This is a genomic window from Bacillus sp. FSL W8-0183 (genome assembly GCF_038006825.1).
In the GTDB taxonomy this organism is placed as follows: domain Bacteria; phylum Bacillota; class Bacilli; order Bacillales; family Bacillaceae; genus Bacillus; species Bacillus altitudinis.
Genome location: NZ_JBBOVY010000001.1, coordinates 748,716 through 772,275, shown reverse-complemented (window position 1 = coordinate 772,275; position 23,560 = coordinate 748,716). Strand labels below are relative to the sequence as shown.

Genomic DNA, 23,560 nt, shown 5'->3' with positions numbered 1-23,560 from the left:
AGAAAACACTCCTCTTATTTCTTTAGCTCCTCGAGCATTTTGGCTTCGTCCCAAATTTCAATATTGAGTTCTTCTGCCTTTGTCAGCTTACTTCCAGCTGCTTCGCCGGCAATGACTAAGTCTGTTTTTTTACTTACGCTACCTGCTAACTTGCCGCCTAATGCTTCGATCGCTGCCTTTGCATCATTACGAGACATTTCTTCTAATTTCCCCGTCAGCACAATCGTTTTTCCTGCAAAGTAGGAATCACTTTCTTCTACTTTCACCGGTTTTGGCCCTGTGTAGGTCATATTGACCCCAAGTTCTTTTAGTTCATTTAGCAGATCTAGTATTTCTTCTTTCTCAAAGTACGTGACAACTGCATCGGCCATTTTTTCACCAATTTCATCTACTTCAAGTAATTGTTCTTTCGTTGCTTGTTTTAACTGATCGATATCCTCAAAGTGCATGGCCAACGTCTTCGCTGCTTTAGAACCAATAAACCGAATACCGAGTCCAAATAATAAACGTTCAAGAGAGTTTTCTTTCGATTGCTCGATCGAACGCAGTAAGTTATCGACTGATTTTTCGCCCATTCGTTCTAGCTGAATCAACTCTTCTTTTGTTAAACGGTAAAGGTCTGATACACGAGAGACAAGTTGTTCTTTGAAAAGTTGTGTAATGACTCGCTCGCCTAGCCCATCAATATTCATCGCATTACGAGACACAAAGTGAATGAGTCCTTCACGTATTTGAGCGGGGCATTGTGGATTGATGCACCGCAGCGCCACTTCTCCTTCAATTCTGACCAGCTCACTATGACACTCTGGACATTCAGTCGGCATGTGAAACGGCTTTTCTTCTCCTGTTCGCTGATCAACAAGGACCCCTGCAACCTCTGGGATAATATCGCCCGCTTTTTTGACAATCACTTGATCAAAAAGGCGGATATCCTTCTCTTTGATCAAATCTTCATTATGAAGAGAAGCACGCTGCACTGTCGTTCCTGCCACTTTTACAGGCTCAAGAATCGCTGTTGGGGTGATGACGCCAGTACGCCCCACACTTAGTTCAATATCAATCAGCTTCGTCACGACTTCTTCAGCCGGAAATTTGTACGCAACAGCCCAGCGTGGACTTTTTGCTGTGAAGCCTAGTTCTTCTTGCTGAGCCAATGAATTGACTTTAATAACAATGCCATCGATTTCGTATGAGAAATCAGCACGCTTTGTTTTCAGTGTTTCAATGAGGTCGATCACTTCTTCAATGGTTTGGCACAGCCGTCTTTCTTTGTTCGTTTTAAAGCCAAGCTCATCGAGAAGATCAAGTCCTGCGCTTTGCGTTTCAACACCAATTTCATCAAGCTCCGCTATACTGTAGACGAAGATATCAAGGTTTCGTTTCGCTGCAATTTTCGTATCAAGCTGACGAAGTGAGCCAGCAGCCGCATTACGCGGGTTCGCAAACGGCTCTTCTTCGTTTTGTAATCTTTTTTCGTTAAGGGCTTCAAAAGAAGGTTTTGGCATAAATGCCTCGCCTCTCACTTCAATCGACAGGGGCCGATTGATTTTGAGCGGGATGGAACGAATGGTTTTGAGGTTCTCGGTAATATCCTCACCTGTTGTCCCATCACCCCGCGTGGCACCCCGGACAAACACGCCATTTTCATAACGGAGAGAAACAGCGAGTCCGTCAATTTTCAGCTCGACATTGTAAGCGACGTCGTCACCGACTGCTTGACGAACCCGGCGGTCAAAATCAAGAAGGTCCTGTTCATGAAACGCATTGCCGAGACTGAGCATCGGTGTGCCGTGACGTACTTTTTGGAAGGCGTCTAAAACAGCACCTCCTACTCTTTGTGAGGGTGAATCCGCTGCTTTTAAATCAGGGTATTCTTCCTCCAGAGAGATCAGCTCACGCATCCGCGCATCATATTCAGCGTCAGGAACACTTGGACGATCCAGTGTGTGATATTCGTAGTTGTATTGATTCAAAATCTGGTGTAGTTCCTCGATCCGGCGTTTCGCTGCTTCTTTATCCATCTGCTTCTTCCTTTCACTTCATCCGTTTTGTCAGTCCTATCAGTTTATTGCTTTTCGATTGGCGCAAATGCGGCAAGGAGACGCTTAATGCCTGTAGGGCTTGGGAAGGCAATATCAAGCTCTGTACTATCTCCACTACCTTTTACACTCACAACCGTGCCAACGCCCCATTTTTTATGAGCGGCTTTATCACCGACAGCCCAGCCAATGCTGCCGCCGCCTGTGTTTTGAATGGTTTGCGTTTGGGGACGTGAGACAGGCCCTCGTCTTTGCGGTCTTTCTCTCGTTTGGCCAAACGGTGTTTTCGTTTCTTTTTTCTCATTTAGGTTGTCCAATAAATCAGCTGGTATTTCTCTGATAAATCGTGATTCCATATTCATGTTCGTCCGGCCGAATAACGTTCTCATCTTCGCACTTGATAAATAAAGCTCTTCTTCGGCCCGTGTGATCCCTACATAAGCAAGACGGCGCTCTTCTTCCATCTCGGCATCTTCCATTAGTGAACGGCTGTGCGGGAAGACGCCTTCTTCCATTCCCATTAAGAACACAACAGGGAATTCAAGTCCTTTTGCTGCGTGGAGGGTCATTAAAATGACCGCATCCTGATCTTCTTCCTCAGCCTCATCCAGCTTATCAATGTCTGCGACGAGGGCGAGGTCTGTCAGGAAGGTGACAAGTGATTTATCTTCATTTTGTTCTTCAAAGTTTTTAGTGACCGATAGAAACTCGTCAATATTTTCTAAACGGCTTTGTGCTTCAATTGTTTTTTCTACCTTCAGTGCTTCACGATAGCCTGTTTTCTCTAGGATCTCTTCCGTTAATTCTGTGACAGATAAATAATCCTGCATATTTGTCATTTGATCAATGAGCTGTTTGAACTCATCAAGTGCATTGGCTGCTCTTGCACTGAGTCCAATGAAATCCACCTGACCAAGTGCTTCAAACATAGAGAGATCATTCATTTCTGCGTATGCGGCAATTTTATCAACAGAAGTCGCCCCAATTCCACGCTTTGGTACGTTGACAATGCGCGCAAAACTAATGTCGTCATCTGGATTTGACACAAGGCGTAAGTAAGCCAAAATGTCCTTGATCTCTTTTCTGTCATAGAACTTCGTACCGCCGACGATGTTGTATTGAATGTTCGCCTTCATTAACGTTTCCTCTATGACACGTGACTGAGCGTTCGTTCGATAGAGGATCGCAAAATCAGATAACTTACGTTTGCCGCTCTGATGGAGCTGACGAATCTTTCCAGCGACAAATTGACCTTCACCGAATTCATTATCTGCGCGGTAATAGGCAATCTTCGCTCCTTCGTCATTTTCTGTCCAAAGGTTTTTTGGCTTACGGTTTGAATTGTTTTGAATGACCGTGTTTGCGGCATTCAGAATACGTTTAGTCGATCTGTAATTTTGCTCAAGCAAAATCACTTCACTGGACGGATAATCTTTTTCAAAGGAAAGAATGTTTGTAATATCCGCTCCACGCCAGCGATAGATAGACTGATCCGAGTCACCGACCACACATATATTTTGAAAACGCTGAGCGAGCAATTTCACAAGCATGTACTGCGCTCTGTTTGTATCCTGATACTCATCGACATGAATGTATTGGAATTTTCGCTGATAGTGTTCTAATACTTCAGGGATCCGCTCAAACAGACGAATCGTCATCATAATAAGATCATCAAAATCGAGTGATTGGTTTTTGAGTAATCGTTTTTGATAATCTGTGTAGACATCGCTGACCACTTGATCATAGAAATCACCAGCAGTTTTAGCGTATTCCTCTGCGTCAATGAGTTCGTTTTTTGCACTACTGATTGAACCTAAAATGCTACGTGGATCAAACTTTTTAGGATCGATATTTCGTTCTTTTAAAATGTTTTTAATGACTGAAAGCTGATCAGATGTGTCTAATATAGAAAAGTTGCGATTCACACCAATACGGTCAATATCGCGTCGTAAAATGCGCACACACATGCTGTGGAACGTAGAGATCCAAATGTCATCCGCACCAGGCCCTAAAATGGCTTGTACACGCTCACGCATTTCTCTTGCTGCTTTATTTGTAAAGGTAATCGCTAAAATATTCCACGGTGCCACATGCTTTTCTGCCATTAAATACGCAATTCGATGCGTGAGCACTCGTGTTTTTCCACTACCTGCTCCTGCCATCAGTAGCAGCGGCCCGTCTGTTGCTTTGACCGCTTCTTTCTGCGCGTCATTCAGCCCTTCTAATAGATGATTCGATATTTCATTCATTTCATTCACCGCCAATTCGAACTTATGTTCTATTTTAACCCGTTTCGTCTTGTTTGACTATGATGACTTTTTCACTGCGTCGACTGTCTTTAACGCTTCTTTAAAATTGTCATAAATGACGTTTCCCACTACGACAACGTCTGCGTGCTGTGCAAAGTCTTTCGCCTGCTCTTCGCTTTCAATACCGCCGCCATAAAATAGAACCGTTTCATGTAGCACTGCTTTGGTTTCTTTCACAAGCTCTATGTCTCCAAGCGTCCCGCTGTATTCTAAGTAAAAGATGGGCAGTTTCATCAAGTGCTCTGCCACTCTCGCATATGCCCTTACGTCATCTATATCCAGTGCCGTATTTGCCTCTGTCAGCTTAGCCGCTTTACACTCTTCGTTTAAGATGACATATCCTTCCGGCACAATCTCTTCCATTGACATCAAATCACCGTATTCCTTCATCGCATCCTTATGCAGACCAACAATCCAATCAGGATGAGTGCTGTTTAACACAGTGGGGATAAAATACAGGTCAAAGCCAGGCACAATCATCTCTTGTGTCGAGATTTCAAGGACACATGGCACAAGAAAGCGGCGCACCTTTGACATCAGTTGCAGCACGTTGTCTTCTGTCACGTTGTCACTGCCCCCAATTAAAATGGCATCCGTACCGGATTCACAAATCGCTTCAAGTTGTTCATCGGAAATCTCTTTATTTGGATCGAGTTTAAAGACATGCTTCCACTCGGTAACATCATACATGAAAAACGTTCCTCCATTCGTTTCATTCCATTTAAATATTATAACAAAATCAGACACCGCAAAAAATGGGTAACCTCCTTCAGCTAAAAGTTTCATTCTTTTGAAAATAGTCGATTTTCACTTTAGGCGAGGTGAATGGAGACTATATGAAAAGCTCCACTTCAAGAGGAGCTGAGGGAGATCAATAGATGGATACTGAACTGAAATGAGAGCTACTTCATCTCATCACATGATATTATACATGAAAGGAACATTTTACTATCGACCAAGCAGGTGAATGATTTGAAAAGAACCATCACATATGACCAAACGATCGATATCGGATACATCTATCTCATCCCGCCTCGAATCGGGACAATCAAAGAAACCATTGAATTAGACGTGAATAAATGTGTGAACGTAGACATCGACAAAGAGGGCCGAGTGGCTGGGCTGGAGTTATTTGCAGAAGAAGCCAAGGTGTTGAAGCACACACCCGTTTATGAGGACGAGCTTTCGTTACGTTTTACGGATCAGGAAGTTCTCTCAACCTATCATTTATCGGGCATTGAATTTCTTTTCTCGACGCCTGATCACGGAGGGTTGATCGGTTTTACGATTGTCGATCCTCTTCGATATCACATCAAAAAAAAGACAAGAAAAAACCGTTTTGAATGGTCAAAACGGTTTTTCTAAACTATTGTCTCACTTCATTAAAATAATGAACAGATGTCATGGCCCCTTCATCGACCATCTTATTGTCTTGAATATCTAACGGATCAGGGTGACCAGCTTTTTCAGGAACCTTTTCATCTGAGCGGAACATGCTTGCCCATTTTTTGAGATGCTGTTTATTTTTCACTGCTAATAACACTGCACCACCAACCCCTAATCCTGCAAGTACATACGCATTCGGACGCTTATTCATGTATGTTCCCTCCCCTTATGATCTTATTTGTAAGTTACCCCGCCTTTTCATTTCTAAACGTCACAATCTGTTGAAGTGGTTTCTCTTTCAATGAAAAGTGGAATAACAACAGTAATGATAGAGAAAAGAGGGGATTTTCGTGACAACAACTTTCATTGTCATTGGCGCATTATTAGTGATTTTTTTCATCATACCAATCATTTTATTCATCTGGATTTGGATGCGAGATGAAAAACAGGAAGAGCATTCTGTCCTACGAAATTATCCGGTCATTGGAAAGCTACGGTTTATTTTTGAAAAAATAGGACCTGAGCTTCGTCAATATCTGTTTCTAAATGATCGAGAGGAGCTTCCTTTCTCAAGAAGAGAATACGAGCAAGCTGTCATTTCTGGGAAGTACAAAAGCCGGACAATGGGCTTTGGATCAAAACGTGATTTTGACAAGCCTGGTTACTATATTCGCAACGTCCTATTTCCAAAGCAGCGAGATGAGTTACGCATCGATCAATCTGAAAAAATCCAAACAAAAGTGTATCAGATCGATCAAGACAATTTACTGAGAAGAAGTGAACATACCAAAGAGGTCGAAGCAAAACCTTACTATCTCCATCAAGACGATGTACAAGTGATAGGCGAGCACACATGTCAAAAGCCTTTCCGCGTAAAAGGCCTGATCGGTCAATCAGCCATGAGCTACGGCTCATTAGGCGACCGGGCGATTACGGCTCTATCCTCCGGGTTAAAAATGGCTGGCGGCACATGGATGAACACAGGTGAAGGCGGGCTTTCGCCTTACCATCTCAAAGGGGGCGCCGATATCATTTGCCAGATTGGGCCTGGTTTATTTGGGGTTCGAACAGAGGATGGCGCATTTTCATTTGAAGAGTTTAAGAAAAAAAGTGAGCACGAGGAAGTCAAAGCCTTTGAGCTGAAGCTGGCTCAAGGAGCTAAAACACGCGGCGGACATATTGACGGTGAAAAGGTCACCGAAGAAATTGCAAGCATCCGTAAATTGCCGCCCCACCAATCCATTGACAGTCCAAATCGATTTGAGATGTTCCACTCCATTCCTGATATGTTTGATTTCATTGAACAGTTGCGAAGTATAGGCGGAAAGCCTGTCGGCATCAAGCTTGTGGTCGGACATAAAGAAAACATTGAGGAACTTGCAGCGTACATGAAAAAAAGCGGAAAGCATCCTGATTTCATTACAGTGGATGGCGGAGAAGGCGGCACTGGTGCATCCTTTCATGAATTGGCAGATGCCGCAGGGCTGCCGATTTTCACGGCACTCCCTATGGTTCATCAAATATTGAAAGAATACGGTGTCAGAGATCAGGTAAAACTCTTTGCTTCTGGCAAACTTCTCTCACCTGATAAAATTGCGATTGCCCTTTCCATGGGTGCTGACTTTGTCAATATCGCACGGGGACTCATGTTTTCAGTCGGATGCATTCGCGCACAAGTGTGCCATACGAATAAATGCCCAGTCGGGGTCGCAACAACTGATCCAAAGCTGCAAAAGGGTTTATCCATTGAAGAAAAGAAATACCGAGTCTGCAATTATATCCTTTCTCTAAGAGAAGGTTTGTTTAACTTATCCGCAGCCGCAGGAATTGAATCTCCCATTCATTTTAATGAGAAACATATTGTCTACAGACAAGAAAATGGTCAGACAAGTGAAATCCCTATTTTTTCAGGGACACAGCCGTCTGTCTAGTGTAAAATTTTAGAGTCTTAGAGAAACAGAATGACACCAACACAGTACATTAACAAATAAATGAAAAATTGAATATACACAGAATAAAAAAGCAGGGAGCCTCCCTGCTTTTTTATTGGACTTTATTAACATTGGTACATCACCATTTTTAAAAAAACTCTCTTCTAATTTCTTAACTGCCAATTTGCTCTACAACCTAGAGCATTCAATTGCATGCATTCTGCTTGGATGTTATTAAAAAACTTTCATTAAGTTGAAATCAAATACATGGTGCAAACGAACCTTCTCAATGTTGACTGGATATTGTACCATTCTTGTTAGATATCCATCATATTAACCGTACTATCAAAACCCATAGCTAAAGTATCTAGTTAAATTAAGCTTTTGCAACCAATAGTTGCATAGTGGTTGGTAGTGTGCAACTTATAAAACCATTACAATGACAATCAACATAATATAAAGGGGAGTTGCAAGATGTCATTAGGTTCCAATATTGCTGATAAAAGAAGAGCTTTAAAGTTATCGCAAGAATATGTAGCTGAGCAGTTAGGAGTGAGTCGGCAAGCAGTATCAAAATGGGAAACATATCAATCAGAACCATCGATGAAACATTTAATAAAATTAGCTGAATTATTTGATAGCGACATAAAAGAATTAGTATCTCCAGAACAACCTTCTTGGAAAAAAGACCAAGAAAATCGCATTAAACCAAATCAAAAAGATATAAGGATGCAACTCTCAGCAGTATTTGGTCGAATTCTAATGTTGATCAGTTTTTTAGGTTACACAGGCGCCTATTTTGACCCAGCTGCATATCAACTACCTATTTGGTATTTACACATTTGGTGGGGAGTTCTGTTTTTGACTGGATTTATTTTAACATTTATTGGGGCCAGTGATTACTTTAATAGAAAATCTGGTTCAAAAAAAATAATAGGGCTTGATTGTTTATTAGTGACATCCTATTTTCTATATGAAATATTGCCTTTTGAAAGAAATATAAATACATTGGTTTCATTACTTTTTGGTATTTCCATTCTGATTATAATAAACATTTACTTTTTCATCCCTACATGGAGGAAATCAAATCATTAAACAAAATTTTAGAATAGAGTTCCACAACACAGTCTATTAGATGCAGTTAATGTACTGATTTTTGGGGTTCCTAATAGGGAATAAGACAAATCTATTGCACAAAATAGTCAAGAAATACGAAAGAGAAAGAAAATAAAAAACAGGACCGCTTCATTTAGCCAGTCCTTGTTTGTTTTTTCAGCGCTCTTCATAAAAAAACTGTAAACAACGCCATTCTTGTTGAAAAGGATTGTTTACAGTGAAAGCTGTTTTATTTTGTTTCGTCATTTGCCTGCTGTTCTGCTACGCGGTCAAGTGCCATTGTATAGGCATCGTTTCCGTAGTTCAAGCAGCGTTTGACTCGTGAGATGGTTGCAGTGCTTGCACCTGTCTCCGTCTCAATTTTATGATACGTGTTTCCCTCGCGAAGCATACGTGCTACTTCAAGACGCTGTGATAAAGATTGGATTTCATTGATGGTGCACAAATCATCAAAAAATCGATAACATTCTTCCAGGTCTTTAAGGGATAAGATGGAGTTGAATAACTGATCTAAGCTTTTGCCCCTTAATTTATCAATTTGCATCTTTATACATCTTCTCCTTTACTATTGGCACCGCTTCGCACTGACTTTTCCGAGAAAGCGGTATCTTTCCTGACTCATTTTTTTCAACCTCAGCAATGAGCTTTGAACGAATCATGACAGGTTTGTTTATACGCTGGAAATGCCGTCAGTTCTTTCGTAAGCCGAAGCTTCTTTATCGTATACAAATTCGACAAGTTCTGTCATTTTCCTTGTTCGACAATCTGACAAACTTGTTTGCTTCCGATATCCAGACCACTTCTGCTTCATTAGGTCTGCCCTAAAAATACAGGCTGTGCGAAAAGCTCGACGAGATCGCAAACATGCGCCCCGCCTCACTCAATGATTCAAAATATGTTGGTCGGCCAGCGTAACCGACAGATTCATTTTACAATTGGGCACTTCATTCGTCATGTCAAAGCCCTATGCTTTGTCACCATATCTAGCAGCGAAGAGATCCATTGCTCACTCCTGCCCTATAACAGCGGTCAGAAATCTAGCAAATATAATACAGCTCCACTCTGTTATATTTTAACGCATTATAGACGGAAAGAGTACAGTTTTTTTCATGACATCAAATATTCCTCTTGGTGTCACTCGAATATACGGCAAGTGTGTGCTTTGGAAAAAGACAAGTGTATCAATCGGGCAGTCAAATGGATACCCTCGCTCAATGAGTAGCTTGCGTAACGTTTGCTCCTGCTGAAGAACCGTTTCAAACGGTTCAGCTGATGCACAGCCTGATAATTGCAGCGGGATTTCATGCAAAATCTTTCCGTTTTCTGTGAGCACAATTCCACCGCCAATTTCTTTCATTCGCTTATGAGCGAGCATCATATCATCTTTATTTTTCCCAATCACTAAAATGTCACCAGTGGTTGAAAATGAGCTGACAAACCCTTGCACCTTGTTTGCAAATCCTTTTAACATTGTGTTCACGCGCCACTCGCCTTTTCGATCAATCAGGCTGAAGAAGCTTTGATCATGGTCACAGGACAGCTGATTGACAGAGTTATCAATCTCCACTGTATAAGGCTCCATGATGACAGCATTACGCATTTTGACACCAAGCGGCATTGAGAATTGCAAGTCACTCATCGTCAGGTCATAGCTTAAATCTAATGGTTCAAGCCCACCATTTTCCCATTTTGTCTCTTGGAATTGATGCTGGTTCTCCCCCTCTAATTTCAGGATTACCCCTTTAGAAATCACCGTTTCTGGATTTGGATTCATCGGATCATCTAAAATATTCAAAGAAGCCAATCGGCCAGGACCGACCACGCCTAATAAGTCATCAATTTGATAGTATTTCGCAATGTTAAAAGTCGCCATATTGTACGCATCAATAGTAGGCACGCCTTCTTCAAGGGCAATGGAAATGAGACGATTGATCATGCCTTCTTCATAAAAGTGAGGCGCTGATCCATCTGTTGTATAGAAAAAGTGATCGTAGTGCCTAAAGTCACGCTCATGCAATTCCCTTAAAATGTTCACTAAATCTGGGCGGATGGAAGAATGACGCAAGGACACATGATAACCTAGAGACAAGCGTTTGAGCACATCGTCTGCATTCATTGCTTCATGATCACTGTCCGCTCCAAACAGCTTCATTTTTGTTAGCGTTTTCTCAGAAGCCCCAGGGAAATGCCCTTCAATTCGTTTTCTCTGCTTCTTCGTTTCTTGCATACAATATAAAATGAGATCATCACCGTCCATTAATCTTGGCCAGCTCGTTAATTCGCCGCCTTGAAGGACGTCGGGATGATCAATCCATTCTTTCCGATAGTTAATAGGAAGCATCTCATCTTCATACCTGACCTCGGTTTGAAGATCGTATCTGGACCACCAGAAATACTGAAATGGCTGCTTTTTTAATTCACACAGAGTGGAAAGCGCTTTCTTTTCATTGCTTTGCAAAAGAAGAAATAAGTTATCGCTGACCATCGTTGTTGTGCCAAATTGAGACACATATTCTGCAAGTGATTGGGGATTATAAATATGGAACGGATGCGCGTGAGGTTCAATATACCCCGGCACAATGTATTTACCTTCACAATCAATCACACGTTTAGCTGATTTATTTTGAGGAAGCTCTGCTCCGACATAAACAATTCGATCATCATGTATCCAAATATTTGCCTTCACCCATTGCTTCAAAAACGGGTTTAGCACGAGTCCATTCGTTAAAAGGAGTGTTGGAACTATTTTTGAGTCGACTACATCGATTTGTGTGCGGATGTCATTGTTTCTCCAATTAAAAGTACGTTCGGACATTCACATACTCTCCTTCATTTGTATTAGCCCTATCGTAACATAACGAAACACGTTACGCATTAATGAAACGTTACAATTTCTTGAAATCACACTTAAAATAATTTAAAAAAGGAGAATCACTTGCAATGAAACCTAATCTTGGCTTAATGGAAGCGCTCATGAGAATTGCCTGCGGAATGACGATATGTACTGTAGCTGGATCCTTATATGCTCGAAAACCTTGGAGTAAAATGCTGCTTTTTGGCATCATGCTCGGCGGATTAAAATTGGGTTCTGGTATTCTTCGTTTTTGTCCAGTGACCTATATGTGTGAACAGCAGAATACACATAAAGAGAAGGCTGAGTAGACAGCCTTCTTTTTTTTGTGTGTGAATCATTCCGCTGCTTCGCACCATTTGACCAACGTACCAGCAATGATTTCTGCTGCTTCAATCACATGTTTGATCTCAATGGATTCATTCGGGAAATGGGCAAGCTCTGTCGTTCCAGGTCCAAACACAATGATTGGGATATCCGCTGCTTGTGACAGTAATCCGCCGTCTGTCCCCCAAGGGGCGGCTTCCACCTTTGGCGGGTGCTGCATGACCTCTTCATATTGTTCCTTCAATAGACCTAAAAGCGGGTGATCAGAGTCGATTGACCCTGGAAGCCATCTTGCACCAAACCACTCCACCTCCACAGGATGTTCTTGAAACCAATCATCCTTTTCAGCGAGTCCAGTCATCCAATTTTCTAATTCCTTCTCTGCCTGCTCAACTGTCTCACCTGGCATCACACCAAGCCTGCCTTCCATTGTGACAAGATCTGCGACAGAGGACGGCCAATCACCGCCTTGAATTTTCCCAATGTTGATTGGAATTGGAATCGGGATATGCTGAAACAACGGCTCCGTCACTCGCTGATTTCTTTCTTTTTCTAGTGCCGCTATATGAGAAAGGACCACCGTGCTCTTTTCAATAGCAGAAACACCGTGATACCTTGTTCCGCCATGAGCTGCCCTTCCTTTAATATGCAGCCTGAACCACTTTGATCCTTGCTGAATCGGAAAAATGTTCATATGACTTGGCTCTGGAATGATGGCAGCATCCGCTGTGTACCCTTTCAATATCGCAGCAAGTGTGCCTGCTCCGCCGCTTTCCTCTTCGACGACACTATGAAACACCACATCTCCTTTCAGGGGAATCTGAAGCGCATGCAGTGCCTCAAGCGCAAAGAGTAAAGAAACGTTTCCACCTTTCATATCTGTTGCCCCGCGTCCATAAAGTCTCCCGTTTATGATATGCCCGCTGTAAGGCGGATATGTCCATTGATTCGTATCTCCTGCCGGAACCACATCTACGTGCCCGTTTAATAAAATCGATTTGCCGCCACCTTTTCCTTTCAATCGCCCAGCAACGTTGGGACTCCCCTGAAAAGATCGGCGCGGGGAATAAAAATAAGGATGCTCTAGTAATTCATCGTCGCCAATTTCCCAAACGTCTACATCAAAGCCAATGGCGGACAGTTTATTGGCCACGATCTGCTGCACATCTTCTTCATTTCCTTGGGTGCTGTCACATTGCACCATTTGCTGAAGAAGCGTAATGGCTTCATCCTGATGCTCTTTCATCCAGTTTCTGATACGTGTTATTGGCTGCAAGTCGTTCATCCTTTCTACACAACAGATTTGACATCAGGCGCTAAAATTAATGGCGCTTCAGTCGCCCTTATGACATCTTCCGGCTGAAATGGCGGCATGACTTCACGTAAAATGAGCAGCTGAGACTTAACCTCAATGACCGCCATATCCGTAATAATCAAATCGACACACGCTTTAGCGGTTAACGGCAATGTACAAGCCGATTTCACTTTAGATCGACCGTGTTTATCAAGATGGCTCATCACCACCACCACTTTTTTCGCTTTTTGCGCCAGCTCAATCGCTCCGCCCATACCCGGTACTCTTTTCCCCGGTACAATCCAATTGGCAAGATCCCCTTGGCTGCTTACTTCAAGTGCACCCAAAATCGTCATATCCAGCATGCCTTTTCGGATGATGCCAAAAGCAGTCGTACTGTCCATGTACGAGCCGCCCTTTGTCAACGTAATGGGAAAACCACCGGCATTGCACAAATTCGGATCTTCTTCCCCTTGCAGAGGCGAGGCTCCTGCCCCCATAATGCCGTTTTCTGCATGTAGCCACACCTCGTAATGTGATGGAATGTAATCTGCTGCTAGGGTCGGAATGCCGATCCCAAGATTCACAATCATGCCATCTTCAATCTCTTGTGCTGCTCTTTTAGCAATGCGGTGTCTTAAATCGATGTCTCCCATGCCCATGTCCAGTTCACTCCTTTTGATTGCACGATTTGATTCACAAATACGCCTGGCGTCACGATTTCTTCTGGATCGAGCTGCCCCGCTGCCACAATTTCTTCTGCCTCCGCAATGGTCCAGTCTCCTGCCATCGCCACAATCGGGTTTGTATTCCGTGCGCTTTTATCAAAAATCAGGTTTCCCACTTCATCTGCTTTGTAGGCATTGACGATGGCAATATCCGCTGTGAGCGCAGGCTCTAACATATAATTCTTACCATTCAATTGAACCAATTGTTTCTCATCGAGATTCAGGCTATCCATCCCAACATCTGTCACAATGCCCGCCAGCCCCATTCCGCCTGCTCTGATTTTTTCTGCAAGAATGCCCTGCGGATAAAAATGAACGTCTAATGTACCAGCCTGCATTTTCTGTCCGGCAATGGGATTTGAGCCGATATGAGAGGCGATGATTTTTTTCACTCTTCCTTCTGTGATGAGCCTGCCCACACCAATTTGCGGGAAACCTGCATCATTTCCGATCAATGTCAGATCTTGAATATTTGCTTGCAAAATGGCATCAATCAACGATGGTGGTGAACCCACGCCGCCAAATCCGCCAAACATGATGGTCATGCCATCTTTTAATCGCGTCATCACTTCATCCAAACCCACAGTTTTGTTCATGTTCGTTCCTCCTTACATAGCAGATGGGAAAAACCCTCGATTGATTACTTCTTGTTCGACTTGTGTGATGGTCTGGCCGAATTTATCAATCAGTTCATCCATCTCCTGCTGTGTGATGGAAAGCGGCGGTGCGATCATAACCGCTGCGCCTCCGACTCCATCCTCTCCAGCGCTTGCTGGATACACCAGCAGTCCATTTTGTTTTGCCGTTTCAACGACGAGATTGGTTATCTGAGCATGTGCAGGAAATGGCGTTTTGGATAAACGATCTGCGACAAACTCAATGCCAATAAGCAATCCCTTCCCTCTCACATCTCCTATGATGGAATGGGCTACTTGCAGATCTTTTAAAGCATTCATCATGTATCGCCCGGAAAGTTCAGCCCGTTCGGGAAGCTGATGCTTTTTCATATATCGAATGACCGCTAATGAAACAGCTGCTGAAAGCGGATTGGCACTATATGTGTGCCCTGCCATGACAGAGCCGGAGCCGCTGATAATCGGTGCCATCACACGATCCGTTGAGACAACTGCTGCGATTGGAGAATAACCTGCGCTCATGCCCTTTCCGAGAACCATGATATCTGGTACCGTGCCCCAGTGTTCCATCGCAAACATTTTCCCAGTTCGTCCAAAGCCCGTCATGACTTCATCTGCGATCATTAAAATGTCGTTTTCTTCACAGACACGCTTCATCGCTTCGAAATATCCGTCTGGCGGCAGGAGCGCCGCTCCCGCTGCGCCAACAATCGGTTCAGCAATCAATGCGGCGATCCTCTCTTTTCCTATACGCTGGATGACGGTCTTAAATTCCTGGACATACCACTCGACCTGCTTGCTGTCTTCCTTTGGCAGCCATGACCTGTAGCTATAGGGCGGTGACAGCACTGGGTGCTTTTCAAGCAGTGGTTCAAAACGCTCTCTCCTTGCAATATGACCTGACATTGACAGCGCCCCTAATGTAATACCGTGGTAACTCATCCATCTTGAGATGATATGATTTTTTTCCGTCTTCCCCTGCTCCTGCCAATGCTGAATCGCCATTTTCATAGCAGTTTCCGTTGCCTCTGAACCGCTCCCTACAAAAAAAGACCAGTTCAGATCACCTGGGCAAAGTGTACTCAATTCATACGCTAGTTCTTCCGCTGGTTCATTCGTAAATTGTGATCTGTACGTAAAGCTCACCTTTTTCGCTTGCTCCGTCATCGCATCAATAATGTCTTGTATGCCATGTCCAATACTTGCCGTGACTGCCCCTGATGAGCCATCTATATATTTTTTTCCGTCCCGATCATATAAATAAATCCCCTCTCCTCTCACAGCCACAGGATATTGCTGATTTAACATCGGTTTGATTAAGTAATCCCGGGTCTCCACTTTGTCATTCCTCCCTCTCTTGTCAGCAGCTGCACTTTTCTTTTTACATGAATCGCAAGAAAATTTTGTATACTTGGTATAAGATTAGCTTAATCAAGAGGGCAGTCATCCTCCATTCGCCATATGCCCGAATTTCACATGTGTTTTTTATACATGGTGTATAAGAGTGTTCAAAAGGAGGTCATGAGTCTATGGCGATTCTCGTCAAAGATGCACTCTCGCTCGATATGATGAAAGAAACCAAACTGCTTGCTGGAGAAAATGGACTGGATCGTCTTATCCAGTGGGTGACCATTGTGGAAATTATTGAGGACACGTCTAGACTTTCCGAAGGAGAATTACTTGTTACAACTGGATTTGGGCTGACAGAAAATAAAGAAAGACGCATCCGGCTTGAAAAATTAATTCAATCTCATCGTCTTTCAGCCATTGCCATTTATAAAGGCGTGTACTTAACGGAAATTCCCGCATCACTCATTGAAGCCGCCGAAAATAGCGGTATTCCACTCATCGAGATTCCGCCCCATGTCAATTTTTCAGACATCACAAAAGCCGTTCTAGAACAAATCGTCAGCAGTCAGCTCCATCAGCTCAAATATTCTTCCGCGATTCATCAAAGACTGACCCATTTAAATGTGAGCAATAAAAATGTCACGCAAATTACAGATGAACTGGCACATCTCACAGCGGCAAATATCGTCGTACTGGATGTGTTTTTGCACCAAACAGCAGCTCATCTCGAAACAGACGAAGTGACCTATTCTCCTGCTTTTGGCTTTCTAACAGATGACGAACCGATTGAAACCTCTTCTCTGCTCAAGCAGGCAGAGGAAAAAGGCCGGCTCGTCTATGACACATATGGTGCGTTTGTTCTAGCTGCATGCCCTGTGATTGCAATGGGGGATATTTTCGGGTTCATTGTGGCGTTAAAGAAAAAAGAGACGTGGCACCATCTCGATGCCATCGCCATTGAGCATGCCGGTGCGGTGTATGCGATTGAATGGTTGAAACAAAAAGCCATTCAAGATACAGAAAACCAAATGCAGGGGCATTTATTGGATGATATGCTGCAACAGCAATACACAGAAGAAAGTTATGTCATCGAACAAGCAAGAAAGCTGCAATATGATATGAGTGAGGAACAAGTCGTCATCTACTTTCAATTTCAGCATCAGCACACACAGCTCGATCATCAAATGGTGCAGCGCCTATCCCAATTGCTCACATCCATTTTTGAACGCAGACAAATTCCCTTTTTATTAAAGGCAAGGCTTGATTCCATTTTCGTTCTGACACCCGCAGGGAAAAACACGTATCAAGAAACAAATTGGTATCGCGCATCAGAAGAATGCCGCAGTACTTGGTCTTATTTTTTCCCCGTCCATCCCATTGTGATTGGTATTGGAAGAGCCTACGACCAGATCAGTCTCTTTGCTAAAAGTGCAAAAGAAGCCCAGTATGCAGCAAGGCTTCTTCCTCTTTTGAAAACAGATGACAGCATCATTCATTATCAGAAGCTCGGTCTATATGGGATGCTGCTTGAAATGAACGAAGCCGGAATGAATTTGCATGACTTTTATGTGGAGCTGTTAAGCCCGCTGCTTTATACAAAAAAACAAGGGGCTGACCTCATTCATACACTCGAAGTGTATTTGGCACACAATGAAAATATTCAAAAGTCAGCGGGGGAATTGTTTATTCACCGGCATACGTTAAGCTACCGGTTGAAACAAATTGAAACGAGAACAGGCTGCAGCCTCAAATCCACTGATGATCGGATGAAGCTGCAGCTGAGTATCATGGCGTACCGCCTATCTGGTCTGCTTGATCAGATGAGAACCATTTCATGATTCATTTGGCGTTTTGACCCATAGATTCATATCTTCAATTTTGTCAAAAATATAGCAGTTGTTTTGAAAGCGTCCGGTGTATGTATACCCGAGCTGATAAAATACTTGATTCATTCCATAGGACAGTGCACGGGCGAGAGAATAAAAGACATAAATGTGCATGGATTGAAGCTCTTGTTCGAGGGCTAGAATCAAATGATGCATGAATCCTAGTTTTCTGTATGTGGGAAGGGTTGCACAATCTGTTAATTCTGCATGACCATACGGCACATTGATTTCAGCGGATGCGGCACTTACAAGTTGACCGTCATGTTCAACGGCATAAAAAACCGTCCCTTCCTCCATTACCTTTTGGATGTAATCTGGCTCGTTCATTGGCGTGGGGTACGTTTCAAAGACCGTATCATAGAGCGCTGCCAGCTTGTGCACATCCTCTGGACCAGATTTCCTCATCACATACTCATCTTGCCACACGCCTTGGTCTTTTTTCATCGGCTTTTCTTGAATAGACGCAACGATTTCATCTTCCTTCAGCCAAAATGGGCTGTTCATTCGATCTTCGGTCAGAAAAAGCGACATGCCGTACGCATCACTTCCGAGAAAATAATGAGAAAACACGCCTTCAAGCCGAAAGCCTTTTGCTAAAAAAAGAGGCATATGCTCACGCCTTACTTTTACAATAACCTTAGACGCCTTGCAGTCCGCCGCTTCCTGAAGCACGGACTGAATCACATCCTCCACTTTGCCGCTATAGTCATCCAAACGAATTCGCTCATTAAATGAATCCACACAGATCAAAGCAGAAAAACGCTCGTTTGCAAGTTTCTTTAATTGCACCATACACTCATTCCCCTCTTAGCTAATGAAAAACTTCCAAATTAAAAATGAAGAAATAGCAATGCCAGAAAAAATGGATAGGATCATATAACTAATGGCTACGCCTTTTTTCAATTCATTCATCTTAATGGCAGTCAAAAAGACGTTATTTATGGCTATGAGAAATAAAATAAGCATGAATAATACACCAATGATATATGTTTTAATAACCATGTTTTAACCACCATTCATTTCCTTTTATTTTGATTGTATCCTTTTATTTACTTTATTGAAAGTGTGTAATTGCTTCAAAGTAAAAAACACCTTCGAGTTTCAGTAGATGACTTCTCTACACACAAACTAAAGGTGTTTTTTTCTAACACTTATGGCAAAATGCTCGCTTAAAAAGTTTTCCCCGCAGCCTTCAGCGCACGGGCGCCAATGTCACGGCGATAAAATAAACCTGGCTGAATGATTTCTTCAACCGCTTCATACACTCTTGATCTTGCTGCTTCAAATGTGTCGTCAAATGCGGTCACATTTGCTACACGGCCGCCATTTGTGACGAATTGATCGCTTTCCTTTTTTGTTCCTGCGTGGAAGGTGACGACATCAGAGACCGTTGTTTGCAAAGCACCGATTGGCGTGCCTTTTGCATAGTCTTCCGGGTATCCTTCTGATGCAAGAACGACACTGACAGCGGCTGTGTCTTTCCACTGCAAGTCCACATCTTTTCCATCTAGAATGTCTAGGAATACTTGGACTAGATCTGATTTAAGACGAGGGAGCACTACTTGCGTTTCAGGGTCGCCAAAGCGTGCATTGAACTCAATGACTTTTGAGCCTTCTGGTGTTAGCATTAAGCCCGCATATAAAATGCCTGTAAACGAACGCTCTTCCTGCACCATCGCGCGAGCTGCTGGTTTGACGACGTCTTCCACCGCTTTTTGTACCACTTCATCAGAAATTTGTGGAACCGGTGAATAAGCGCCCATCCCGCCGGTGTTTGGTCCTTTGTCATCTTCAAATGCCCGTTTATGATCCTGTGCGATCACCATCGGATACACCTTTTCTCCATTGACAAAGGCCATCAGAGAAAACTCTTCACCTGTTAAAAATTCTTCAATGACAACCGATGCACTCGCATCGCCAAACTTTTCATCCTCTAAAAAGTCATGTAGGCAGTTGATTGCCTCTTCAAGCGTCATTGCAACTGTCACGCCTTTTCCTGCGGCAAGCCCATCTGCTTTAATGACAATTGGGGCACCCTTTTCTTCCACATATGCCTTCGCTTCTTCAAACGATGTAAAAGTGGCGTAAGTGGCTGTCGGGATCTCATAATTTTTCATTAAGTCTTTTGCAAATTCTTTTGAGCCTTCAATGACTGCGGCTTTTGCATTCGGTCCAAATACCTTGAGTCCTGCTTCTTCAAATGCATCGACGACACCTGCAATTAAAGGAACCTCTGGACCGACAATTGTTAAACCGATGTTATTGTCTTTTGCAAAACGAATTAACGCCTCATGATCTCCCTCGTCGATCGGGACAAGCTTCGCAGCGTCTGTCATTCCATCATTGCCGGGTGCGACAAATACTTGGCTGACAAGTTCGCTTTGATTCACTTTCCATGCGATGGTATGCTCTCTTCCGCCTCTGCCGATAATTAATACGTTCACACTGTCATCCCCTTAATGTTTGAAATGTCTAACGCCAGTGAAGACCATGGCGATGCCGTATTCATCTGCTTTTTGGATTGATTCTTCATCACGAATGGAACCACCTGGCTGGATGATCGCTGTAACGCCTGCCTTTGCAGCAGCTTCCACTGTATCGCCCATTGGGAAGAACGCATCAGATCCTAGTGCGCTTCCTTTCGCTTTTTCACCTGCTTGCTCAATCGCAATGTTAGCCGAGCCAACACGGTTCATTTGACCAGCACCAATACCTGCTGTCATTTGATCCTTCGCTAGAACGATGGCATTTGATTTCACATGCTTGACGACTTTCCAAGCGAGCTTTAAGTCTTTCCATTCGTCTTCAGTCGGCTCTCTTTTCGTTGGGATAGAAATCGTTGCTTCCTCTAAGCCGTATGTGTCGATATCCTGAACGAGCAATCCACCATGAACACTTGTGAGCTGTTTTTCTTTTTTCCCAAGATCTGCTTCTACATCTAATGTTAGTAGACGAAGGTTCTTTTTCGCTGTTAGCACATCAAGTGCTTCTTGGCTAAACGATGGTGCGATGACGATTTCTAAGAAAATCGTATGGAGCACCTCAGCCGTTTGCTTGTCTACTTCACGATTAAGCGCCACAATGCCGCCGAAAATAGATGTTTCATCTGCTTTAAATGCACGATCAAATGCTTCTGCAATCGTTTCTCCTGTCCCAACACCACATGGGTTCATATGCTTTACAGCCACAGCCGCTGGCTCCGTAAATTCACGTACAATTTGAAGAGCTGCATCTGCATCTTTGATGTTGTTGTAGGAAAGTTCTTTTCCATGTAATTGCGTTGCAGTAGCTAAAGAGCCTTTGCTTGGAAGCGCATTTTCATAGAACGTCGCCGCTTGGTGCGGGTTTTCTCCATAACGAAGAGATTGCTTTTTCTCAAATGTGACTGTGAACTGTTCTGGCTCTGTTTCGCCAACAAAGTTCGTTAAGTAATCCGCAATCAGAGCATCGTAAGCAGCTGTATGACGGAATACTTTTGCTGCAAGCTCACGTTTTTTCTCTAGTGAGACGCCGCCTTCTTTGATTTGTTGAACGACAGAATCATAATCACGCGGGTCTACAACCACCGTGACGTCCTGATGGTTTTTAGAAGCAGCACGAAGCATACCCGGTCCGCCAATATCAATGTTTTCAATCGCTTCTTCATACGTGACATCGTCTTTGGAAATGGTCTCTTTGAATGGATATAGATTCACAACGACAAGATCAATTGGCTGAATGCCGTGCTTTTCGATCTGTGCCATATGCTCATCGTTTTCTCTCACTGCTAACAGTCCACCGTGAATGTTCGGATGAAGCGTTTTGAGACGTCCGTCCATGATTTCTGGGAAGCCAGTCACTTCAGAAATACCAATGACATCAATGCCGTTCTCTTGAAGAAGTTTGTGTGTACCACCAGTTGAAATCACTTCAACGCCAAGTTCTGTTAGTTCTTTCACAAAAGGTACAAGATTTGTTTTATCGGAAACACTGATTAATGCGCGTTTGATCGTCATGCCTTTGTCACCTCATTAAGATAATTCTAAAAGTGATTTGATCACTTTTGGATATAGTGTGTGTTCTAATTCATGCATTCTTTTTTCAATGGATTCAAGGTCTTCCCCTTGTTCAATATGAATGGCGGCTTGGTCAATAATCGGGCCGGTATCCATGCCTTCGTCGACATAATGAACCGTGATGCCTGCCACTTTGACTCCTGCTTGATAGGCTTGTCCAATCGCATCGAGTCCAGGAAATGCTGGCAGTAAAGAAGGGTGGATATTCACGATTTTCCCTCTAAATGCATCAAGCAATGTCGGACCGATCAGTCGCATATACCCAGCGAGGAAAATCCATTCCACTTCATGCAGTTTCAACTGTTCAATAATGGTTTGCTCAAAAGCTGCTTTACTCGGGAAAGCCTTCGGCGTAAAAGAAAAGGACGGAATGCCCTCTTTCTCTGCCCGCTCCAGCACCTTCGCACCCGGTTTATCACAGATCACAATGGCGGCTTTTGCCGGCCACTGTTCTTCTTTTAACGTATCAATAATGGCTTGAAAATTTGTCCCGCTTCCAGAGGCGAAGATCGCAAACTTTTTCATGAGAGGCTTCCACCACCGAAAGTGACGCCTTCTCCTTTTTGAACTCGTCCGATAAGAAAGGCTTTCTCTCCGTCTTGTTCAAGTCCGCTGATCACGTCCACAAGATCATCCTCTTTGACGGCTAGGACAAAGCCGATGCCCATATTAAATACATTGAACATCTCTTCTGCTTTCAATTGCCCTTTTTCTTGAATAAAGGAGAAAATAGGCGGGACCGGCCATGAGCCGTTATCAATCTCAACACCAAGTCCTTCAGGCAGCATACGTGGTAAATTCTCAATAAAGCCACCGCCTGTCACATGTGCCATACCGTCAACCTTGCCAGCTTTCACTTGTTTAAGAACAGGCTTGACATAAATCTTCGTCGGTTCCAGCAGCTCTTCTCCAAGCGGTCTTGTAAAAGGTTCATACGTTTGGTGAAGGTCTAGACCTGCGTCTTCCAGCAATACTTTTCGTACAAGAGAATAGCCATTGCTATGAATTCCGCTAGAGCTGAGTCCAATCAGCAAATGCCCTTCCTTGATGTTCTCACCTGTGACGATTTCATCCTTTTCAACGACACCTACAGAAAATCCAGCAATATCATATTCTTCTTCTGTGTAAAGACCCGGCATTTCTGCTGTCTCTCCGCCGACAAGCGCTGAACCAGACTGCTCGCATCCGTCAGCTACACCTTTGACGATGGATTCAATTTTCAAAGGATCTGCTTTTCCAACTGCTAAGTAATCTAAGAAAAAGAGCGGCTCTGCCCCTTGTGCAAGTACATCGTTCACACACATAGCAACAGCATCTACACCGATCGTATCGTGTTGATCCATTAAAAATGCCAGCTTTAATTTCGTACCAACACCATCTGTTCCTGAGACAAGAACGGGCTTTTTGTATGGCAGTTCAGATAAATCAAACATCCCGCCAAATCCGCCTAGAGCCCCCATGACACCTGCTCTTTTTGTACGTTCTACGTGTGTTTTCATTCGTTTAACGGCTTCGTATCCTGCTTCGATGTCGACACCGGCGTTTTTATATGCTTCTGACATCCCATTCACTCCTTTTATCTGCTTGTCTTCCATGTATTTTCGGCAGAATGAAAGAGCAGCATATCAAATTACGTTGACTGCTGCTCCATTA

General features: G+C 43.4%; 22 protein-coding genes. 5 read left to right on the top strand and 17 right to left on the bottom strand.

Annotated features, from left to right (window positions below):
• Nucleotides 1–14: 14 nt before the first annotated feature.
• Genes ligA through NSQ64_RS04020 form a run of 3 tightly spaced genes read right to left on the bottom strand, consistent with a single transcriptional unit; the run spans nt 15 to nt 5,038 of the window.
• Nucleotides 15–2,021, bottom strand: a complete 2,007-nt coding sequence (gene ligA / locus NSQ64_RS04030; protein WP_341015190.1) for an NAD-dependent DNA ligase LigA — start codon at nt 2,019–2,021, stop codon at nt 15–17.
• 44 nt (nt 2,022–2,065) lie between these two features.
• Nucleotides 2,066–4,288: a DNA helicase PcrA gene (gene pcrA / locus NSQ64_RS04025; RefSeq protein WP_341015188.1), complete on the bottom strand. Its 2,223-nt coding sequence runs from the start codon at nt 4,286–4,288 to the stop codon at nt 2,066–2,068.
• A gap of 57 nt (nt 4,289–4,345) precedes the next feature.
• Nucleotides 4,346–5,038, bottom strand: coding sequence for a heptaprenylglyceryl phosphate synthase (locus NSQ64_RS04020; RefSeq protein WP_341015186.1), 693 nt, complete (start codon nt 5,036–5,038; stop codon nt 4,346–4,348).
• 273 nt (nt 5,039–5,311) lie between these two features.
• Here NSQ64_RS04020 and NSQ64_RS04015 point away from each other — a divergent pair, with 273 nt between their 5' ends.
• Nucleotides 5,312–5,713, top strand: a complete 402-nt coding sequence (locus NSQ64_RS04015) for a DUF2283 domain-containing protein (RefSeq protein WP_341015184.1) — start codon at nt 5,312–5,314, stop codon at nt 5,711–5,713.
• A 1-nt stretch (nt 5,714) separates the two neighbouring features.
• Here NSQ64_RS04015 and NSQ64_RS04010 read toward each other — a convergent pair whose 3' ends face one another.
• Nucleotides 5,715–5,945 carry a hypothetical protein gene (locus NSQ64_RS04010; protein ID WP_017366762.1) on the bottom strand — a complete coding sequence of 77 codons (231 nt, stop codon included), beginning with the start codon at nt 5,943–5,945 and terminating at the stop codon, nt 5,715–5,717.
• Between the two features lie 139 nt (nt 5,946–6,084).
• On the opposite strand from NSQ64_RS04010, the gene NSQ64_RS04005 reads away from it, so the two are divergent.
• Nucleotides 6,085–7,665, top strand: coding sequence for an FMN-binding glutamate synthase family protein (locus NSQ64_RS04005; RefSeq protein WP_341015182.1), 1,581 nt, complete (start codon nt 6,085–6,087; stop codon nt 7,663–7,665).
• A gap of 474 nt (nt 7,666–8,139) precedes the next feature.
• The gene (locus tag NSQ64_RS04000; protein ID WP_008344268.1) at nt 8,140–8,760 is read left to right on the top strand and encodes a helix-turn-helix domain-containing protein; all 621 of its coding nucleotides are present in this window, start codon (nt 8,140–8,142) and stop codon (nt 8,758–8,760) included.
• Nucleotides 8,761–9,010: 250 nt separating this feature from the next.
• Here the strand turns inward: NSQ64_RS04000 and NSQ64_RS03995 are convergent, their stop codons facing one another.
• The 3 genes from NSQ64_RS03995 to NSQ64_RS03985 form a co-directional block, all read right to left on the bottom strand.
• Nucleotides 9,011–9,325, bottom strand: coding sequence for a YerC/YecD family TrpR-related protein (locus NSQ64_RS03995; RefSeq protein ID WP_003214053.1), 315 nt, complete (start codon nt 9,323–9,325; stop codon nt 9,011–9,013).
• Nucleotides 9,326–9,451: 126 nt separating this feature from the next.
• Nucleotides 9,452–9,592 (bottom strand): hypothetical protein, encoded by a 141-nt coding sequence (locus tag NSQ64_RS03990; RefSeq protein ID WP_268382451.1) that lies wholly within the window; start codon nt 9,590–9,592, stop codon nt 9,452–9,454.
• Nucleotides 9,593–9,853: 261 nt separating this feature from the next.
• Nucleotides 9,854–11,596: an adenine deaminase C-terminal domain-containing protein gene (locus tag NSQ64_RS03985; RefSeq protein WP_058336462.1), complete on the bottom strand. Its 1,743-nt coding sequence runs from the start codon at nt 11,594–11,596 to the stop codon at nt 9,854–9,856.
• A gap of 125 nt (nt 11,597–11,721) precedes the next feature.
• Between NSQ64_RS03985 and NSQ64_RS03980 the strand changes: the two genes are divergently transcribed.
• Nucleotides 11,722–11,943, top strand: coding sequence for a YgaP family membrane protein (locus NSQ64_RS03980; RefSeq protein ID WP_008344274.1), 222 nt, complete (start codon nt 11,722–11,724; stop codon nt 11,941–11,943).
• Between the two features lie 26 nt (nt 11,944–11,969).
• Here the strand turns inward: NSQ64_RS03980 and NSQ64_RS03975 are convergent, their stop codons facing one another.
• From NSQ64_RS03975 to NSQ64_RS03960, 4 genes are read right to left on the bottom strand one after another with little or no spacing between them, the layout of a single operon-like run.
• A complete protein-coding gene (locus NSQ64_RS03975; RefSeq protein WP_341015174.1) occupies nt 11,970–13,235 on the bottom strand; it encodes a peptidase in 1,266 nt (421 codons plus the stop codon).
• A gap of 14 nt (nt 13,236–13,249) precedes the next feature.
• Entirely contained in the window at nt 13,250–13,915 is a 666-nt protein-coding gene (locus NSQ64_RS03970) for a 3-oxoacid CoA-transferase subunit B (protein ID WP_008344276.1), read from the bottom strand.
• Nucleotides 13,891–14,577 carry a CoA transferase subunit A gene (locus NSQ64_RS03965; RefSeq protein WP_056408197.1) on the bottom strand — a complete coding sequence of 229 codons (687 nt, stop codon included), beginning with the start codon at nt 14,575–14,577 and terminating at the stop codon, nt 13,891–13,893. Before NSQ64_RS03965 ends, NSQ64_RS03970 begins: the two co-directional genes overlap by 25 nt.
• 12 nt (nt 14,578–14,589) lie before the next feature.
• Nucleotides 14,590–15,954 carry an aspartate aminotransferase family protein gene (locus tag NSQ64_RS03960; RefSeq protein ID WP_268432568.1) on the bottom strand — a complete coding sequence of 455 codons (1,365 nt, stop codon included), beginning with the start codon at nt 15,952–15,954 and terminating at the stop codon, nt 14,590–14,592.
• A 191-nt stretch (nt 15,955–16,145) separates the two neighbouring features.
• Here NSQ64_RS03960 and NSQ64_RS03955 point away from each other — a divergent pair, with 191 nt between their 5' ends.
• A complete protein-coding gene (locus tag NSQ64_RS03955) occupies nt 16,146–17,804 on the top strand; it encodes a PucR family transcriptional regulator (RefSeq protein WP_046526923.1) in 1,659 nt (552 codons plus the stop codon).
• On the opposite strand, the gene ablB is transcribed toward NSQ64_RS03955, so the two are convergent.
• The 6 genes from ablB to purM all read right to left on the bottom strand — a co-directional run bounded on the left by ablB (nt 17,799) and on the right by purM (nt 23,469).
• Nucleotides 17,799–18,644 carry a putative beta-lysine N-acetyltransferase gene (gene ablB / locus NSQ64_RS03950; RefSeq protein ID WP_144680113.1) on the bottom strand — a complete coding sequence of 282 codons (846 nt, stop codon included), beginning with the start codon at nt 18,642–18,644 and terminating at the stop codon, nt 17,799–17,801. The two genes, NSQ64_RS03955 and ablB, sit on opposite strands and share 6 nt — an antisense overlap.
• A gap of 15 nt (nt 18,645–18,659) precedes the next feature.
• Entirely contained in the window at nt 18,660–18,854 is a 195-nt protein-coding gene (locus tag NSQ64_RS03945) for a hypothetical protein (RefSeq protein WP_061418199.1), read from the bottom strand.
• A gap of 167 nt (nt 18,855–19,021) precedes the next feature.
• Complete coding sequence (purD, locus tag NSQ64_RS03940) at nt 19,022–20,296, bottom strand: phosphoribosylamine--glycine ligase (protein ID WP_341015166.1); 1,275 nt, start codon at nt 20,294–20,296, stop codon at nt 19,022–19,024.
• Between the two features lie 12 nt (nt 20,297–20,308).
• Entirely contained in the window at nt 20,309–21,847 is a 1,539-nt protein-coding gene (gene purH, locus NSQ64_RS03935; protein WP_058336458.1) for a bifunctional phosphoribosylaminoimidazolecarboxamide formyltransferase/IMP cyclohydrolase, read from the bottom strand.
• A gap of 15 nt (nt 21,848–21,862) precedes the next feature.
• A complete protein-coding gene (gene purN / locus NSQ64_RS03930) occupies nt 21,863–22,432 on the bottom strand; it encodes a phosphoribosylglycinamide formyltransferase (RefSeq protein ID WP_008344288.1) in 570 nt (189 codons plus the stop codon).
• On the bottom strand, nt 22,429–23,469 hold the full coding sequence (gene purM / locus NSQ64_RS03925) for a phosphoribosylformylglycinamidine cyclo-ligase (protein WP_017366751.1): 1,041 nt from the start codon (nt 23,467–23,469) through the stop codon (nt 22,429–22,431). Before purM ends, purN begins: the two co-directional genes overlap by 4 nt.
• Nucleotides 23,470–23,560: the final 91 nt, after the last annotated feature.